Origin of the sequence: Ensifer sp. NM-2 (genome assembly GCF_003024455.1) — a bacterium.
Taxonomy (GTDB): Bacteria; Pseudomonadota; Alphaproteobacteria; order Rhizobiales; family Rhizobiaceae; genus Ensifer; species Ensifer canadensis.
Genome location: NZ_PVZR01000004.1, coordinates 407,377 through 424,074, shown reverse-complemented (window position 1 = coordinate 424,074; position 16,698 = coordinate 407,377). Strand labels below are relative to the sequence as shown.

The window sequence follows — 16,698 nt, the reverse complement described above, 5'->3', positions numbered from 1 at the left end:
GCCCAACGCCTTCGGCTCAGGCTAGCCTCGGAGGAGGACAGACTCGAGAGCGAAATGGTCAATTCTGGGCATTTCTGGGCCTACAACCGGACGGCCCACGAACACCTGCTGGCGGGTCCGAAAGAGCCGCCAGCAACCCGAAGGTTACTCCAAAGCCGCCTCATCCCCCGAATAGCGCCACAGCCATTCACGTGGCAAGGGGCCCTTGTTGCGCTCGGGCTTCTGAGATTGCTCCCAGGCATGCGCCAGAATGCCGACAGAGCGGGACAACACAAACAGCCCCCGTGTGAGCGGCGCCGGGAATCCAAGTTCGCCATAAACGACTGCAGTGGCACCATCGATGTTGAGAGGAATGAGCTTGCCCTTGCGCAAAGCAACCTGGCGTTCGAGTTCGACCGCGATATTGACCAGTTTACCGGCGACGGTGCCGTTCTCAGCGTAGGTCCTCGTAATATCGAGCAGCCTCGGTGCTCGCGGATCCACGGGATGAAAGCGGTGGCCGAGTCCCGGCACATAGCCATTGCTCCCCTCAAAAAAGCGGTCAAGACGGTCCGAAACTGCCTGCGGCAAGCCCTTGGCGTCGACGCCTACGGCGATTTCCTGCAGAAAGACCAGTGCCTGTTCACCGGCGCCGCCGTGCACGTCTCCAAGCACATTGATCGCGGAGGCCATGGCATTGTTGATGCCGACGCCACAGGTCGCGGCCATGCGCGCGATCGCGATCGAGGGCGCTTGAGGGCCATGATCCACCGCGGCCGACAGCGCCACGCCGAGCAGCCCAGCCTGATCCTCTGTCGGCAGTTCGCCACGTAACATCAGCCAGATCATCGCCGGGAAGCTGATGTTCCCGATCAGATCCTGGATCTCGTGGCCGCGCAGCCGGATGACGCCGGGGCGCATATCGATAATATCGGTCCTCCACCAATCCTCGGCCCGTTGGCGCCCCTGTTCCATACCTTGCTTGTTCATGCGCGTACCCTGATAGCCTGCTGCGAAACGATCTCGGCCAAGATCTCGGCCGTCTGTTCGCCGAGCCTCGGCGGCCGGCGTGATGGCACCGGCGGCTCGCCGTCGACCAGGAACCCGCCGCGAACAACAGTCAAACGGTCAGCACCGTCGCTTTCGGGGAATGTCGTCATCAGTTTCCGCCCGATGACCTGGTCTTCTGAAAGGATTTGCGGGATCGTGAGGATCCGCCCTGCCGGTATGCCGCGTCGATTGAAGCGCCGCTCCCATTCTACCGCTGGCGCTTGCGCCAATGCCTGCTCGATCAGCAGCTTCAGTTCGCCGCGGCGGCGTTTGCGCTCGTCGCGCTTTTCGAAGCGCGGATCGTTGGCGAGTTCAGGCCGGCCGATTTCGTCGCATAGCGCGACGAACTGTTCCTGCTTGTTCGCCGCGATGTTGAGCAGGCCGTCTCCCGTAATAAAGGAGCCCGAAGGGGCTGCCGTCATGTTCTCATTGCCCATCGCCGCCGGCTCCACGCCTGAGATTAGATAGTTGGAGACCGGCCAGCCGAGCGCGCTTAGGGTGCATTCGAGCATCGACACGTCGAGGAAGGCGCCTTCACCCGACCGTGACCTGCGCAATAGAGCCGACACAACCGCGAACGCACCGAATAGGCCGCCCAGCGTGTCGGCGACGGGATAGCCGACACGCATTGGCGCGGTCTCGGTCGTGCCGGTGATGCTCATGATCCCGGAAAGCCCTTGAATGATCTGATCATAGGCCGGGTTGTCGCGCATCGGGCCGTCCTGGCCGAAGCCCGAGATGGCGCAATAGACAAGATCGGGACGTATCACTTTCAAAGTGTCGTAGCCGAAGCCCAGCCGCTCCATGACCCCGGGTCGGAAGTTCTCCACCAGCGCGTCGGCCGTCGCGACAAGCTGAAGAAAGTGCTGCTTATCGGTTTCGTTCTTTAGATCCAGAGTGATGGAGCGCTTTCCGGCATTCTGCGCGAGAAACGAAGCGCCCATGCCTTGCGCGTTGAGCTGGGCAGAGGCGCCAAGCTGGCGGGCAAGATCGCCTCCCAGAGGCGTTTCAACCTTAATGACATCGGCGCCGAGGAGGGCGAGCTGATAGGCGCAATAGGGACCCGCGAGCACGTTCGTCAGGTCCAGGATGCGCAGGCCGTCGAGGAGTTTTTTCGTCATCGGTTGTTCCTTCGGTCAAGCGCGGGTGCGTGTTCGACCGTCGCCGCGCGACGATCCGAAAAATGCTTCCACAGTCTCGGTCCAATCAACGCCGTGAAAGCGAGCACGAGCAGCGACAGCGAGATTGGGTGCGTAACGAAAACCGACCAATCGCCGTTGGAGATCGTCATCGTCCGGCGAAACTGTGTCTCCGCCATCGGCCCAAGGATCATCCCGATCAGAACTGGCGCCGTCGGGAAATCGAAACGTCGCATAACGAAGCCCATCGCACCAAGCACGTAGAGAAGAACCAGATCGTAAGAGGACTGGGAAATGCCGTAGGTGCCGATGGTCGCAAAGACGAGGATGCCACCATAGAGCAGCGGCGGCGGAATCTTGAGCAAGCGAACCCACAGGCCGATCAGCGGCAGGTTCAAGAGCACCAGCAAGACGTTGGCGATCAGCAGGCTGGCGATCAATCCCCAGACGAGCGCCGGCTGCGTCTGAAGCAGCAACGGGCCGGGATTGATGCCGTAGCTCTGGAAGGCTGACAGCATGATCGCCGCCGTTGCAGAGGTGGGAAGCCCAAGCGTCAGCATCGGCACAAGGACGCCGGCCGTCGAGGCGTTGTTCGCGGCCTCCGGACCAGCAACTCCTTCGATCGCGCCCGTCGTTCCGAACTCGTCCCGGTGCGGTGACAGCTTCTTTTCGATCGCATAGGAAAGAAAGGTCGGGATTTCGGCGCCGCCGGCCGGCATGGAGCCGATCGGAAAGCCGATGAGCGTGCCGCGCAGCCACGGCTTCCAGGAGCGCGCCCATTCCGCACGCGTCATGTAGAGCGAGCCGCGCAAGGGGGTGATCTCATCCTTGCCGGCATAACGACGGCCGGCGACATAGAGGGTCTCGCCGACCGCAAACAGGCCAACTGCCGCGACGATCATGCTCGTGCCATCGAGCAGTTCGGGCACGCCGAAGGTGAAGCGCGCCTGCCCGGTCTGCATGTCGACGCCGATCATGCCGAGGAAGAAGCCGGCAAACAGGCTGGTGAGGCCACGTACCGACGATGGACCCAGCACGGCCGAGACCATGACGAACGACAGGACCATGAGCGAAAAATACTCTGCCGGTCCGAACTTCAGCGCCACGCCGACAACAACCGGAGCAAGGAAGGCGACGCCGAGCGTGCCGATCGTGCCGGCGACAAACGAGCCGATCGCCGATGTCGCCAGAGCGGCGCCGGCCCGACCAGAGCGCGCCATTCGGTTGCCTTCGAGCGCGGTCACGACCGTGGCGCTCTCGCCTGGTGTGTTGAGCAGGATCGACGTGGTCGAGCCGCCGTACATAGCGCCGTAGTAGATGCCTGCAAACAGGATGAATGACGCCTCCGGAGAGACCTGGTAGGTGATTGGCAAAAGGAGCGCGATCGTCAGCGCCGGACCGAGGCCGGGCAGGACGCCGATTGCCGTCCCAAGTGTCGTGCCGGCCAGACACCAGAGCAGGTTGATCGGCGTCAGGGCAACGGCAAAACCGGTCGCGAGTTGTTTTAGGGTTTCCACGTCAACCTCCAAGAAGGCTCTCGACGACACCGCCGCCGATATTGACGCCAAGCAACTTGGCAAAGCCGAAATAAGCGGCAAGCGCGAGCAGCAGCCCGCAGGCGGCGTCCCGCAGGGGCCGGTGGCTGCCGAAGCCACGGGCGATCAGCACGAACATCATGACGGAGGCAGCGGTGAAGCCGACGCGGCCGATGAGGACCACGTTGGCAACGAGCCCGGCCGCGACATAGGCGATGGATCGCCAATCGGGCGGAGTGGACTTTTCTTCCTCGTCCTGCCAGCCGCCGCGAAGGGCGCTCCACAGGAGCGACACGGCCAATACCGTCAGGCCGGCGGCGGTCAGATAGGGAAATACCGTCGGCCCGACCTTGGCATAGAGAGGCGAGACCGCCATGAGGCTGGTCTGCCAGGCAATGACGCCGGCGACGAGCAGAACGCCGATGCTGAGGGTCAGTTCGGGTAACGCCGGTTTCGAATGCATGGGTGGGGGCATCTTTTGACCTCCGGCGGGCGGCCCATCTACGGGCAGCCCACTAGGTTGCGTTCTCGGGAAGGGATTAGGAAGCGAGACCGAGGTCCTTGAGGATCGCGGTAATCTTCGCGGTGTCTTCGACAAGGAATTGCGAATAGGCCTCGCCAGTCAGAAGGATCGGCGTCCAGGAGCGCTTGTCCGTCTCGTCCTTCCAGGCCTTGCTCGTCGCCATCTTTTCGATCATCGCAATCAACGCGGCCCTGTTTTCCTCGGTGATGCCGGGAGGCGCAAAGATACCGCGCCAGTTGAACAGCTCCACGTCCAGGCCTGCCTCCTTGAAGGTCGCGGCATCGATACCTGCCTGTCGGGTATCGGCCGAGATAGCAAGCACGCGTAGCGTGCCGGCCTTGACCTGCTCGGCAAACTCGCCATAGCCCGAGATGCCGGCGGCAACCTGATTGCCAAGCAGCGCTGCAAGCGCTTCACCGCCACCGGCAAACGGGACATAGGACAGGTCAGTCGGCTTCACGCCTGAGGCTTTGGCAACGAGGCCGAAAAGGATGTGGTCCGAACCACCGGCCGAACCGCCCGCGACCGGAACCTTGGTGGGATCTGCCTTGAGCGCCTCGACAAAATCCTGAAGGGAATTGAACGGCGAATTGGCAGGCACGACCAGAGCCAGGAATTCGCCCGTCAGGCGCGCAATTGGCGTCGTCTGATCTAGGGTCGCCGGCGATTTGTTCGCGATGATCGCGCCGGTCATGACCATGCCGCCAACCATGATGGCGCTCTCGCGACCCTTCCACTGGTTGATGAACTGCGGAAGGCCGACGGTGCCGCCGGCGCCGCCGACATTGGTGATCTGCGCACCGGAGATGAGGTTCTCGGCGCGAAGAACCTGTTCCATCGTCCGCGCGGTCTGGTCCCATCCTCCGCCGGGGGCGGCCGGCACGAAAATCTGCAGCTGCGGCGCGTCCGATGCCTGCGCAGGGTCAAGCGGGCCTGCGAGAGCAACGGCTGCAAAAGTAGTCGCATAAGCCAGTAGATGACGTCGATTTAGCATTGCTTCCTCCCTTTATGACGCCACCGACAGCGTCGAAAGTGGGTCCTCCCGACCCGGGTCGTACAAATCGCAGAGGATTATCGTTCTGTCAAACAGAATTATATTCTGTCAGACAGAACGATATGCAATCAGAAATCTTGGTGATAGGACAATTGGAAACGTTAGGATCGCCGCATTGAACACGAAAAACCCACAGCAGGAGGCAAGCGGACCGCCCGAGGGGGTAGCCGCGCTTGATCGCGCCATCGCAATCATGAATGCCTTTACGGTGACGGATCGCTCTTTGACGCTCGCGGAAATCTCCTCGCGAACGGGCCTGTACAAGAGCACGATCCTGCGACTTCTTGCCTCTCTGTTGCGGGCAAGTCTGATGGAGCGGCTTGATGACGGTCGCTATCGAATTGGACCGGCAGCCTTCAGATTAGGCTCGATCTATCAGCGCTCGTTGATTACTGCGGAGGTGCTGTTGCCACACATGCGCGCGCTGAATGACCAGAGTTCGGAGAGCGTCGCATTTTATGTGCTGGCTGGAGATGTCAGAACCTGTCTCTACCGCATCGAGGCGAAGCATGCGATCCGCTACACCGTACGTGAAGGCGACGTGCTCCCACTCTCCGCCGGCTCCGGTGGACGAGTGCTGGTGGCATTTTCTGGCCAGCCGGGCGAGCCATATGAAACGATCCGCAAGAATGGCTATCACATCTCGTTCGGAGAACGCGATCCGGAGACCGTCGGCATTTCCGCACCTGTCTTCGGTGCGGGCGACGCGTTGCTGGGCGCAGTGACACTAGCTGGACCGCGTTCGCGCGTGGATGAACCCTTCATACGAAAGATGATCGAGCCACTGTTGCGGGCGGCTGCGGACATGACGGAAGCTTTCGGAGGCAGTAGAGGCCTTCTCCAATCATAAGGTCCATGATCAGGACGGCATACGCGTCGACGGAAACATCGCGGGATGTGTCTTATCTCTCAGCCCAATGATCGCCGCGATTTTTTTGGGGATGGTTTTTGCCAATATCGTCGGCTTCTCGGCGTCTGCCGATGCTGGCATCTCCGTCGCGGGGAAAAAAACTGCTTCGTCTAGCGGTTGCCATGCTTGGCCTGCAGCTAACCTTCAACCAGCTGGCCGGCATCGGGATCACCGGTCTGATGTTAGCGGCGACGGTTGTGGTTTCAACGTTGATTTTTACGGTTTGGGTGGAGCGCTGCGAGGGAGAAGTACCAGAGCTTCGGACGCTGATAACCTCGCGCCAGCGATGGCTTATGCGAATCCTGGGCCGATCCGCACCGACTGCGGGCTTTCCTTCACAAGCACAATTGCGCATTGTGCGCCCCCGATGAGCTACAATTGGGAAGGCGCCCGGAACTCCGCACTCTGTGTTCATTTTTTTCACTGGCGTATCTTAGCCGGTGGAGCATCGCACGTATGCTGCAGTCAGACGAGCTTCTTCAGAATTGGGCGTTTCTTTGATATTTTCGAGAAGATTCGCCCCATAGCTGCGTATTTACTAATATTTCGATCAAAGAAAGCGCGTCGGTTACGCGGAATTTCGGTCAATCCTGGCGTCGGTCGGTTGACAGTCTCGCGACCTTGTCACACAAATTGTGAAAATGATTTTCAATACTAGACCGGGATACGCGAAGCCATCGCTGACGAAGGTGGCCTGCGGATAAGTCGACAGCACAATTCGCCGAGGAGCAATGCGCATGACCAGTCAGCGGCTCATCATGCTGATCTTTTTCCTCCAGCCGATCGCTTTTGGCGCCTGGTTGCCACGCATCCCAGACATTCAACAAAAGCTCGGTCTCGGGCCGGCCGAACTGGCGTTGGCCCTGCTCGGCATGCCAGCAGGAATCCTGCTAACCCTGCCCTTCGCTGGCCGCTTCGTCGCCCGGATCGGCGGCCGCGCCACCATCCTCTACGGCTTCATGGTGTTTCTCGGGCTGGTGTGGCTACCGACATGGGCGCCAAGCATCGAGTTGCTTTTCGTAACACTCGCAGTCGTGGGCGTTGCGTTGGCGACATTGGAGCTGGGCCTCAACGTCGAGGCGGATGCCATCGAGAAGCGCTCTGCCAAGTTGATCATGAGCACATGTCACGGCTTCTGGAGCCTCGGGATCATGGCGGGCAGTCTGGTCGGCATCGGCTTTGCTGCAGCGGGCGTGCCGCCTGAATGGGCCGTACTGATTGCAGCGGCGGTTATGTTGCCAATCAGCCTTCTGGCAGCCAAGGCGTTGCCGGACCTACATGTTGTAGAGCCAACGCAGACGGACACCGTCAAAACCAGGCGCCGCCCACCAAGTCGAGCTTTGCTCGGTATTTGCTTCTTTGTCTTCGGCATCACCATGACCGAGGGCGCGGTTGCGGACTGGTCGGCAGTCTACCTGCGAGACGTGTTCGGGCTCGCCAGCGCCAGCGCCGGTTTTGGCTATTCGATCTTCGCCTTCATGGTCGCTGCGGGACGGTTCGGCGGTGACCGGCTCAAGACCATCTACGGGCCTGTCGCTGTGGCTCGCACATGCGGGCTCGCCAGTGTTGCGGGGCTGCTCTTGGTGGCGATAAGCCCGGCTGCCTGGTTGGCGCTGATCGGCTTTGCCGCCATGGGCTTCGGTGTATCGGTCGGTTTTCCGCTTGCTGTCACAGCGGCAGCCGACCAAAAAGACCGGCCGGCACCCGCAAGTGTGGCGATACTGTCTTTCGTGGCACTCCTCGGCTTTCTGATTGGACCGCCAATGATCGGACTTGTTGCCGAGCAAAGCGACATGCGTTTCGGTTTGGGGATGCTTGTTCCCTTCCTGGCTGTGAGCTTGCTGCTGACCGGCATGCTGAAGCCGGGCACCAAAGCGGCTCCCGTGCTGGTATCAACTTGAAAGCGGACGCCCGAAGTCGGCCCCGGTCCACAATTCGCCTGCCGGTTTCCGCATCAGTTGTCGGAAGGTCAAAGGCAACGCGTGGCTATTGTGCGAGCGATGCCGTGTTCTATGTGGCCATGATCAGGCCCCTGCCCCGTTGATCTTCAGCATCACTTGCAGGCAGTCTCCCCGCGTTTCCTAGACTTCCTCGCGCGCCACAGACAGTCGTGCCAGCCAGCCCCCTCAGAAAAGGTTCTTTCATGCCCAGCTACCCGGATACCCTTCTTCACATCGACGGCAAATGGCGGCCGGCGCGATCAGGCAAGAGCACTCCGGTTGTCGACCCTGCAACCGAAGAGGCGATCGGAACTGTCGCCTGGGCCGAGGTTGCCGATCTCGACGAGGCACTTGAAGCGGCCCAGAAAGGCTTTGAGATCTGGCGCCGGACGTCCTCCTTCGATCGGGGAAAAATCATGCGCGCCGCCGCAGCGCTGTTGAGGCAGCGCGCCGACGACATCGCCTGGCTGATGACCCGCGAACAGGGCAAGCCGCTTGGCCAGTCGAAGGGCGAGATCCTGAGTGCTGCCGACATCATCGACTGGTTCGCCGAAGAGGGCCGGCGCGCCTATGGCCAGATCATTCCGCCACGTGCGCCCAATGTGACCCAGATGACGGTGAAGGTCCCGGTTGGTCCGGTGGCCGCATTTACGCCCTGGAATTTCCCGATCAACCAGGTGGTGCGCAAACTTTCGGCGGCTCTTACGACCGGATGCTCGATCATCGTGAAGGCGCCAGAGGAAACACCGGCTTCGCCGGCCGAGCTGATCCGGTGTTTTGTAGATGCAGGGGTGCCGGATGGTGTCGTCAACCTCGTCTACGGCGTGCCCGCACAGATCTCGCAGTATTTGATTTCACATCCGGTGATCCGCAAGATGTCCTTCACAGGCTCGACTCCGGTTGGCAAGTCGCTGGCTTCGCTTGCCGGCCTGCACATGAAGCGGGCGACGATGGAGCTTGGCGGCCATGCCCCGGTGATCGTCACCGAGGATGCCGACGTCGACGAGGCGGTCGCGGTAATGGCTGGCAGCAAATATCGCAATGCCGGTCAGGTGTGCGTGTCGCCGACGCGTTTCCTCGTGCAGGAACGGGTGGCCGATCGGTTCATCGACGGCTTCACCGCCGCCTCGCAGGCGATCAAGGTCGGCAATGGCCTTGATAGCACGACGGACATGGGGCCGCTTGCCAACGAGCGCCGTATTCCCGCAATCGAGAAGCTGATCGTCGATGCCGTCGAACAGGGCGGGCGCTTGACGACCGGCGGCCACCGCATCGGAAATCGCGGTTACTTCTTCGAGCCGACGGTGCTTGCAGACGTGCCGCGCTCGGCCGCCATCATGAACGACGAACCCTTCGGCCCGGTTGCGATCATCAACCGGTATTCGGAACTGGACGATGCGATCGAAGAGGCCAACCGCCTACCCTTCGGGCTGGCTGCCTATGCCTTCACCGGCTCGCAGAAACAGTCGGATCGCATTGCTGCCGAAATCGAAAGCGGCATGATCTCGATCAACCATCTCGGGCTTGCCCTGCCCGAGGTCCCGTTCGGGGGGATCAAGGATTCCGGTTATGGCACCGAAGGCGGATCCGAAGCGATAGATGCCTATCTGGAAACGCGCTTCGTGACGCGCAAGAGCGCCTGAAATCTCGCCACGCCGTTATCTGGTCCCGCCGGGAGAGCGCGCTCGCCTGGCGGGGAACCACGAGCCAAAATACGGCCGTCCGGCTCCGGGGTCAGGTGGTCCCGCCACATCGGCGTTGATCCATGGCGCGGCGGTTCAACTGGCATTGAGGCGGTACGGCTGACAGGCGCGCACTCGTTGAAACCATCCCCTCCTGCAAACGAATGCGCTTTGCGTTTGTTGCGCGGAAATTTCCTCGCACGCAACGCGCCATCGTGTGGCGTGCTGACTTCGAAACCAAAGATCGCTGAGAATGTTTAACCTTCACTGTGGCAGGTCACAGGGAGGAATGGCAATGCGAAATGGGCTGAATCCGCGGCAGGAAATCGCTTCCGCAACCACGCTTGATATTACCGACATCACCAGCGAGGCATCAGGTATGCCTGGCTTCGACGCCCACGAGCAGGTTTGGCTGGGCCGCGACACCGAGCGCGGCCTTGAGGCAATCGTGGCTGTTCACACGACGGTCCTTGGTCCGGCTTTGGGCGGAACCCGCATCTGGCCGCATGTCAGCTTCGAGGCCGGCGTCACCGATGCACTGCGCCTTTCGCGCGGCATGAGCTTCAAGTCCGCCATCGCCGGCCTGGCGCTGGGCGGCGGCAAGGCGGTGATCATCGCCGACCCGAAGACAGAGAAAACGCCGGCGATGCTCGCGGCCTATGCCGAGATGCTGAATGCGCTGGTTGGCCAATACATCACGGCCGAAGATGTCGGTATGACGCTTGCGGACGCGGACTTCCTTGCCGAGCGCACGCCGAACGTCAGCGGCACCACCAAGGGCGGCAGTGGCAACCCATCGCCCTTTACCGCATTGGGCACGTTCCTCGGCCTCAAGGCCGCACTGCGCCATCGCACCGGTAGCGATAACCTGAAAGGCATTCGCGTTGCCGTACAGGGATTGGGGTCTGTCGGTTGGGCGCTCTGCCAGAGGCTCCACGCCGAAGGCGCCATGCTGACGGTTTCCGATCTCGACCAAGCCCGCACCGAACGCGCCGCTCAAGAGCTTGGCGCGACAGTCGTCGAGGGCCAGGCGATCATTGCAGCGGATGTCGATATATTCGCGCCCTGTGCGTTGGGCGGCGTTCTGTCCGCCGTGACGATCCCGTTGCTCCGAGCCAAGATCGTTGCGGGAGCGGCAAACAACCAGCTCGCGACCGCTGCGGACGGTGAGCGCCTCAGGGAAAGAGGCATCCTCTATGCGCCCGACTATGTCATCAACGCCGGCGGTGTCATCAACGTCGCGGCCGAAATCGGCAGCGGTCGCTACGGCGTCGACGATGTGATGGTTCGCGTCGACCGGATCCCTTTGATCTTGACCCGCATCTTCGAACGCGCCGAGAACGAGGGCCGGACCACCGACGCCGTGGCCGAAACGATGGCCCGCGAGATCATCGAGACTGCCAGACAATAGGTTTGCCCAGACGACAAGATGGTGGACAAGCGAAGACTTCTGCTCAATGTTCCCGCACAGCCGCATCAGCGAGCCCATTGTTTTGGGTTGGCCGATGCGGCAGCCGCAACGTCGGCCTGACAGCGGATCTGCACGTTGTCGGCCCAAATCGCCGCGAGGATGTCATGGCATTTGAACTCTACTACTGGGATGGCATTCAGGGCCGTGGAGAATTCGTGCGGCTGGCACTTGAGCACGCCGGGGCCGACTATGTCGATGTCACGCGGGAGCCTGACCGCGGGACGGATGAGATGATGCAGTTCATCGATAGTTCGTCGGAGGCGCATATTCCCTTCGCGCCTCCTTTTCTCAAAGACGGCGGGCAGCTCGTCTCCCATGTTGCCAACATCCTGCTCTATCTCGGCGCTCGGCTTGATCTTGCGCCGCGAGACGAAGACGCGCGCTGGTTCGCCAACGGACTTCAATTGACGATCACTGATTTCGTCGCCGAAGTGCACGACACGCACCACCCGATAGCGACCTCCAAGTACTATGAAGACCAGAAAGAAGAAGCAAAGGCGCGAGCGTCGGAGTTCGTCATGAACCGCCTGCCGAAATTCCTTGGTTATTTCGAGCGCGTGTTGAAGCAAAACCCGGTACAAGGCGGCCATCTTGTCGGCGACAGCCTTAGCTATGTCGACCTGTCGATGTTCCAGATGATCGAAGGGCTGGTCTATGCCTTCCCCAAGGCAATGAAGCACCACGACATCCGATATCCGGGTCTCGCACGGCTTCACGACCGGGTGAAGGACGGTCCCGCTATTGCTTCCTATCTGGCGTCGCCGCGTCGATTGGCGTTCAACGAAAGCGGCATTTTCCGCAGATATCCCGCGCTCGATATCGATCCGTGATCACTGCGATCCTTCAACACTGCGGTCGCGTGCAGAGCGACTATGGGACGTCATTTCCGGTCGCCGCAGAGTAGAGGTCGAACCAGGTTTGCCTGTCGATGCGAACCGCAAGCGCCTCTGAAAAACGGCGGATCCGATCGATGCTGTTTGTGCCAAGCACAGGCAGAATTCGGGCTGGGTGGGCAAGCAGCCAAGCAATCGCGACGGCGGCCCGGTCGACGCCAGCCTCGGCGCCGAGACGGTCGAGCTTCTCGGCGAGCACACCGCTCTCCGTCATCAACCGACCCCCTGCAAGCGGGGACCAGGCCATCGGCGGGGTCGACATTTGCTGAAGATGAGCAAGATCCCCGTTGGTGAAGGGCGCCGTTGCCAACAGACTGAGTTCAATCTGGTTGGTCGCGAGCCTTGTACTCATCGCCGACTGTAAAAGGCTTTGATCCCATGGGCGAAAATTCGAGACGCCGACCGATCGTACCTTTCCATCCTTGACCAGCGCGTCGAGCGCAGCACCCGTTTCGACGTGATCCATGAACGGGTCAGGCCGGTGAATGAGAAGAAGATCGATGTAGTCCGTGGCCATCAGTCGGAGCGATTCGTCGACCGAGGCAGTGATATGGCGGGCGCTTGTGTCGTAATGCTTGACCTTCGCGGCGCTGTGCCTGCCGGCAGGGTAGACGATGCCGCATTTGGTGACGATCTCGATGCGCTGACGAAGTCCGCTGCCACGCAACGCTTTGCCGAAGAGTTCTTCGACCATATAGCCGCCGTAGATGTCGGCGTGATCCATCGTGGTCACGCCCTGATCGAGACACGCTTCAATCTTTGAGCGGATGTGAGCGATCGACGTGTCCTGATCGTCTGCCAGCCGCCACATGCCGTAGACAATCCGCGAAAGCTCCACGTCTCCCGCAATTCCAATCCGCTCCATCGTTACTCTCCATGTCGGCTCACTGTGTCGCGAAGCTATAATCTGTTGCTGATTTCAGCAACTTGGCAGCGGCGGTAAATGTCGACGATCCGCATTTCCTCCGTGCAGCGCCAGTGAGCGCGCTAAATTTTGTTTTCAGCGCGGCCCCTGCCCCCGTCCCGTCAACAGCCACGAGAGGCTTACGCTCAAGACGCCGGCGATCATCGCCAGGCGATTGGCACGTGGGGCATCTCGATCGTTTTCCCAGTTGAACCACGTGCTCGTCTCGACGCCGACGATCCTGGCGGCCTTTTGTGCCGAAACGTCAAGCGCATCGCGCGCAAGCGACATACGTCCGCCGATTGTGTCATCCTGGGTGCAGAACGTGTTTTCATAATTGTTGAAGTTCATCGGTATCCCTTTCCATTCTGATGTGAGCGGTCGCCCGGCGGCATTTGGCTGACGCCGGGCTCTTTCTCCCGTGGGTGGACCGGCTTACCTTCCGGTCCAGGCCTTCACCTGATCGGGGTGATCGGCGATGTATTTCTCGACTGCAGCTTCATAGGAAGTCTCCTGCGCCTGGAACATCGCAGCCTCCAGATCGCCGATCGGCAGTTTCATGCGGGAGAGGAAGGCGGCGACATCAGGATTGTCCTGCTTGAACCCCTGGCGCGCCAGCACGTCGACATGCTCGGCCTCACCGAGCGAGCCCTTCGGATCGGCGATGTAGCGAAGCTCGTATTTGCCGAACATCCAATGCGGGCTCCAGGACGTAGCGACGAACCACTTTTCAGTTCTGATTGCGCGATCCAACGCCGTCAGCATCCCGGCTTCGCTGGAGATCTGAAGCTTGTAGCCGTCGAGGCCATAATCCTTGAGCGCCTTTTCCGAGAGACGCGTCAGCCCGGCGCCCGGATCGATACCCTGAACCGTCGAAGTAAGCTTTTCCTTGATCTCGGGCTTCTGCAGATCCTCGATCGAGTTGAGTTCGCTTTCGGGAATGTAGGCCGGGACGACCCAGCCGAGTTTGGCGCCCTCATAGACAGTGCCGAGGGTCTCGACCTTGTCCTTCACCTTGCCGTAGTAATCGGCATGGGTTTGCGGCAGCCATGCCATCATCATCGCATCGAGATCGCCACGGCTGACCCCTTGATAGAGCGGAGCGACGTCTGTCTGGACAAGCTCGACCTCGTGGCCGAGTTCATCCTTGATGATTTTCGCCGCGAGCTTGGTGACGAATTCCGCATCCGACCATGCTGCCCAGCCGATTTTCACAGGCTTTGTCTCCTGCGCGAAGCTTGCGCCTGCCGGCCCGCCAATAAACATGGCCGCAAGGCCGATGGTTGCGATTGTCTTGAACATATCCAATCCTTCCTATGCATTTCGAATGACAGCGGGCGGAACGCCCGCCGATGAAGACGCTGCGCTCAGGCCGTCTTGGCCTCGGGCTCGCGCTGTGCGAACTTCACAAACGGCAGGCGCCAGGAAGCGCCTTTCTTTCCAAGGCTCTGGGTAAGGCGATCGAGAATGACGGCGAGGATGACCACGGCCAGGCCGCCTTCGAAGCCGGTGCCGACATCGAGCCGCTGGATGCCCGTCAGCACCGTGTTACCGAGGCCGCCCGCGCCGATCATCGAGGCGATGACCACCATCGACAGCGACAGCATGATCGTCTGGTTGATGCCCGCCATGATCGACGGCATTGCGTTGGGTAGCTGGACCTTGAGGAGAAGCTGGGTCGGCGTGCAGCCAAAGGCATTGCCTGCCTCGACGAACTCCACATGCACCTGCCGGATGCCGAGATTGGTCAGACGCACGACCGGGGGCATGGAAAAGATGACGGTCGCAATGGTGCCAGGAACCGCGCCGAGCCCAAAGAACATCGCCGCCGGGATGAGGTAGACGAAGGCCGGCATCGTCTGCATCAGATCGAGCCCCGGGCGGATGACCGCGGCGACGGAATCCCGTCGCGCCATGGCGACGCCGAGCGGCAAGCCGATGATCATCGCGATGACAGTCGAAGCAATGACAAGAGACAACGTCTCCATCATCGCTGCCCACAGTCCCATTTGCCCGACCAGCGAAAGCGACAATCCGGCAAAGACCGCAAAGCCGAATGAGACGCGCCACAGGGCGAGAAGAGCGAAGATCGCTATACCAACCGGCGCGGGAATGCTGAGCAGACCGTTCTGCAATCCGTTCGTCACGAACCCGATCGACGCAGCGATGAAGTCGAGCGCGGGCGAAAAATTGTCGAGGATGTAATTGACGGCCGAATCGATGCCGTCTCCGATGTCGAAGCTCATAATTTTATCCGATTGGCTGGTGAGGTTCAGTTGGCGCGGTCGAGCGTCTCAAGCAGCGCCGACTTGCTGATGGCGCCGATGTAACGGTCTTGGTCGTCGACAACAGGAACCGGCCATGCGCTTGCAGCCACTTGCCCAAGGACACTCGAGAGCTGTTCGCTGGCAAGGATCGGCGCTGCGTCGGCAAGGAAAGCCTTGCGATATGGATCTTCCGCCTTGGAGCGGATCTTCTCCATCAATGACGCCTGGCTGACCATGCCATGGTATTTCATGTCGCGGCCGACGATGATCGCGAACTCCCTGTCGCGGCTCTTCATCTGCTCCAGCGCGGCAGCGGCGGAAACACCCTGACGCTCTATGATGGTGATCTGGGTCTTTCGCGCGACGTCGCCGGCCTTGAAAACCTGCGAGACGTCGACATTGCGGAAGAACGACCGAACATAGTCGTTGGCGGGATTGCCGACGATTTCGTCAGGTGTGCCGACCTGGACGACGTTTCCGTTCTGCATGATGCAGATACGGTCACCGATGCGCATCGCCTCGTCGAGATCATGGCTGACGAAGACGATCGTTCGGCTGTGTTCGGACTGCAGCCGAACCAGTTCGTCCTGCATTTCCGTGCGGATGAGCGGATCAAGCGCCGAAAACGCTTCGTCCATAAGCAGGATCGACGGTTCGCTTGCCAATGCCCGGGCAAGGCCGACGCGCTGCTTCATGCCGCCGGAGAGTTCGTCAGTGCGGCTTTCGCTATAACCGTCAAGCCCGACGGCTTTCAGCGCCACCATGGCCTTCGCCTTGCGCTCGGCTTCGCCGACGCCTGCCACTTCCAGCCCGAAGGCGGCGTTGTTTAGAACATTGCGGTTTGGGAGAAGCGCGAAGGACTGGAACACCATGCTGATGTCTCGGCGACGGAGCTCGATCAGCGCCTTGCGCGACATCTTCGTGATGTCTTGGCCGTCGATCTCGATGGAACCGGATGTCGGCTCGATGAGCCGATTGAGCAGGCGCAGAAGCGTGGATTTGCCGGAACCGGACAGGCCCATGATCACGAAGATCTCGCCTGCCTTGATATCGAAGCTGGCGTCGTTGACGCCAATGGAGCAACCGGTTGCTCGGTGAATGTCTGCCTTGCTCTTGGCGGAGCGAATGAGCTCCAGAGCATCTTCCGGGTATTCCCCGAAAATCTTGTAGACGTCCTTCAATCTTATCTTGGTCGAACTCTCGGACGTGCCGTTCTCATGTTCCATCGTAAAAGCCATAAAAAATTGCCGCCTGCTCAATAGCTGACGCACTCTCCTTGTTTGTGATCTTCAGCATTCCTCAAGCAAATACCGCTCAAGGAAACGATTTCTTTAGGCACCAATTCCATCGC

General features: G+C 60.6%; 16 protein-coding genes. 6 read left to right on the top strand and 10 right to left on the bottom strand.

All coding sequences use genetic code 11. The annotated features are described in order from the left end of the window. Positions 1-144: 144 nt before the first annotated feature. The 5 genes from C6558_RS11490 to C6558_RS11470 form a co-directional block, all read right to left on the bottom strand. Positions 145-969, bottom strand: coding sequence for a citryl-CoA lyase (locus C6558_RS11490; protein ID WP_057207970.1), 825 nt, complete (start codon positions 967-969; stop codon positions 145-147). After that, positions 966-2,150 (bottom strand): CaiB/BaiF CoA-transferase family protein, encoded by a 1,185-nt coding sequence (locus tag C6558_RS11485; RefSeq protein ID WP_057207972.1) that lies wholly within the window; start codon positions 2,148-2,150, stop codon positions 966-968. The genes C6558_RS11490 and C6558_RS11485 overlap by 4 nt, the downstream gene beginning before the upstream one ends. Next, a complete protein-coding gene (locus tag C6558_RS11480) occupies positions 2,147-3,685 on the bottom strand; it encodes a tripartite tricarboxylate transporter permease (protein WP_057207974.1) in 1,539 nt (512 codons plus the stop codon). Before C6558_RS11480 ends, C6558_RS11485 begins: the two co-directional genes overlap by 4 nt. Before the next feature lies 1 nt (position 3,686). Then, positions 3,687-4,178, bottom strand: coding sequence for a tripartite tricarboxylate transporter TctB family protein (locus C6558_RS11475; protein ID WP_057207976.1), 492 nt, complete (start codon positions 4,176-4,178; stop codon positions 3,687-3,689). Positions 4,179-4,242: 64 nt separating this feature from the next. Next, on the bottom strand, positions 4,243-5,220 hold the full coding sequence (locus C6558_RS11470) for a tripartite tricarboxylate transporter substrate binding protein (RefSeq protein WP_057207978.1): 978 nt from the start codon (positions 5,218-5,220) through the stop codon (positions 4,243-4,245). A 175-nt stretch (positions 5,221-5,395) separates the two neighbouring features. Here C6558_RS11470 and C6558_RS11465 point away from each other — a divergent pair, with 175 nt between their 5' ends. From C6558_RS11465 to C6558_RS11435, 6 genes are all read left to right on the top strand, one after another. Next, on the top strand, positions 5,396-6,130 hold the full coding sequence (locus C6558_RS11465) for an IclR family transcriptional regulator (protein WP_234907939.1): 735 nt from the start codon (positions 5,396-5,398) through the stop codon (positions 6,128-6,130). Between the two features lie 131 nt (positions 6,131-6,261). Continuing rightward, positions 6,262-6,561 carry a putative sulfate exporter family transporter gene (locus C6558_RS41555; protein ID WP_082523631.1) on the top strand — a complete coding sequence of 100 codons (300 nt, stop codon included), beginning with the start codon at positions 6,262-6,264 and terminating at the stop codon, positions 6,559-6,561. A 366-nt stretch (positions 6,562-6,927) separates the two neighbouring features. Continuing rightward, positions 6,928-8,091 (top strand): MFS transporter, encoded by a 1,164-nt coding sequence (locus tag C6558_RS11455; RefSeq protein ID WP_057208075.1) that lies wholly within the window; start codon positions 6,928-6,930, stop codon positions 8,089-8,091. Positions 8,092-8,333: 242 nt separating this feature from the next. After that, on the top strand, positions 8,334-9,773 hold the full coding sequence (locus C6558_RS11445) for an NAD-dependent succinate-semialdehyde dehydrogenase (protein WP_057207987.1): 1,440 nt from the start codon (positions 8,334-8,336) through the stop codon (positions 9,771-9,773). A 334-nt stretch (positions 9,774-10,107) separates the two neighbouring features. After that, a complete protein-coding gene (locus tag C6558_RS11440) occupies positions 10,108-11,223 on the top strand; it encodes a Glu/Leu/Phe/Val dehydrogenase (protein ID WP_082523632.1) in 1,116 nt (371 codons plus the stop codon). 164 nt (positions 11,224-11,387) lie between these two features. Then, a complete protein-coding gene (locus C6558_RS11435) occupies positions 11,388-12,113 on the top strand; it encodes a glutathione S-transferase (RefSeq protein ID WP_057225293.1) in 726 nt (241 codons plus the stop codon). Positions 12,114-12,153: 40 nt separating this feature from the next. Here the strand turns inward: C6558_RS11435 and C6558_RS11430 are convergent, their stop codons facing one another. From C6558_RS11430 to proV, 5 genes are all read right to left on the bottom strand, one after another. Continuing rightward, positions 12,154-13,041 carry an aldo/keto reductase family oxidoreductase gene (locus C6558_RS11430; protein ID WP_057207991.1) on the bottom strand — a complete coding sequence of 296 codons (888 nt, stop codon included), beginning with the start codon at positions 13,039-13,041 and terminating at the stop codon, positions 12,154-12,156. Positions 13,042-13,176: 135 nt separating this feature from the next. After that, positions 13,177-13,431 (bottom strand): helix-turn-helix domain-containing protein, encoded by a 255-nt coding sequence (locus C6558_RS11425; protein ID WP_057207993.1) that lies wholly within the window; start codon positions 13,429-13,431, stop codon positions 13,177-13,179. Between the two features lie 84 nt (positions 13,432-13,515). Next, complete coding sequence (locus C6558_RS11420; RefSeq protein WP_057207995.1) at positions 13,516-14,382, bottom strand: glycine betaine ABC transporter substrate-binding protein; 867 nt, start codon at positions 14,380-14,382, stop codon at positions 13,516-13,518. 65 nt (positions 14,383-14,447) lie between these two features. After that, positions 14,448-15,326 carry a proline/glycine betaine ABC transporter permease gene (locus tag C6558_RS11415; protein WP_057207997.1) on the bottom strand — a complete coding sequence of 293 codons (879 nt, stop codon included), beginning with the start codon at positions 15,324-15,326 and terminating at the stop codon, positions 14,448-14,450. Positions 15,327-15,352: 26 nt separating this feature from the next. Next, positions 15,353-16,585: a glycine betaine/L-proline ABC transporter ATP-binding protein ProV gene (gene proV / locus C6558_RS11410; protein WP_084814729.1), complete on the bottom strand. Its 1,233-nt coding sequence runs from the start codon at positions 16,583-16,585 to the stop codon at positions 15,353-15,355. Between the last annotated feature and the right edge of the window lie 113 nt (positions 16,586-16,698).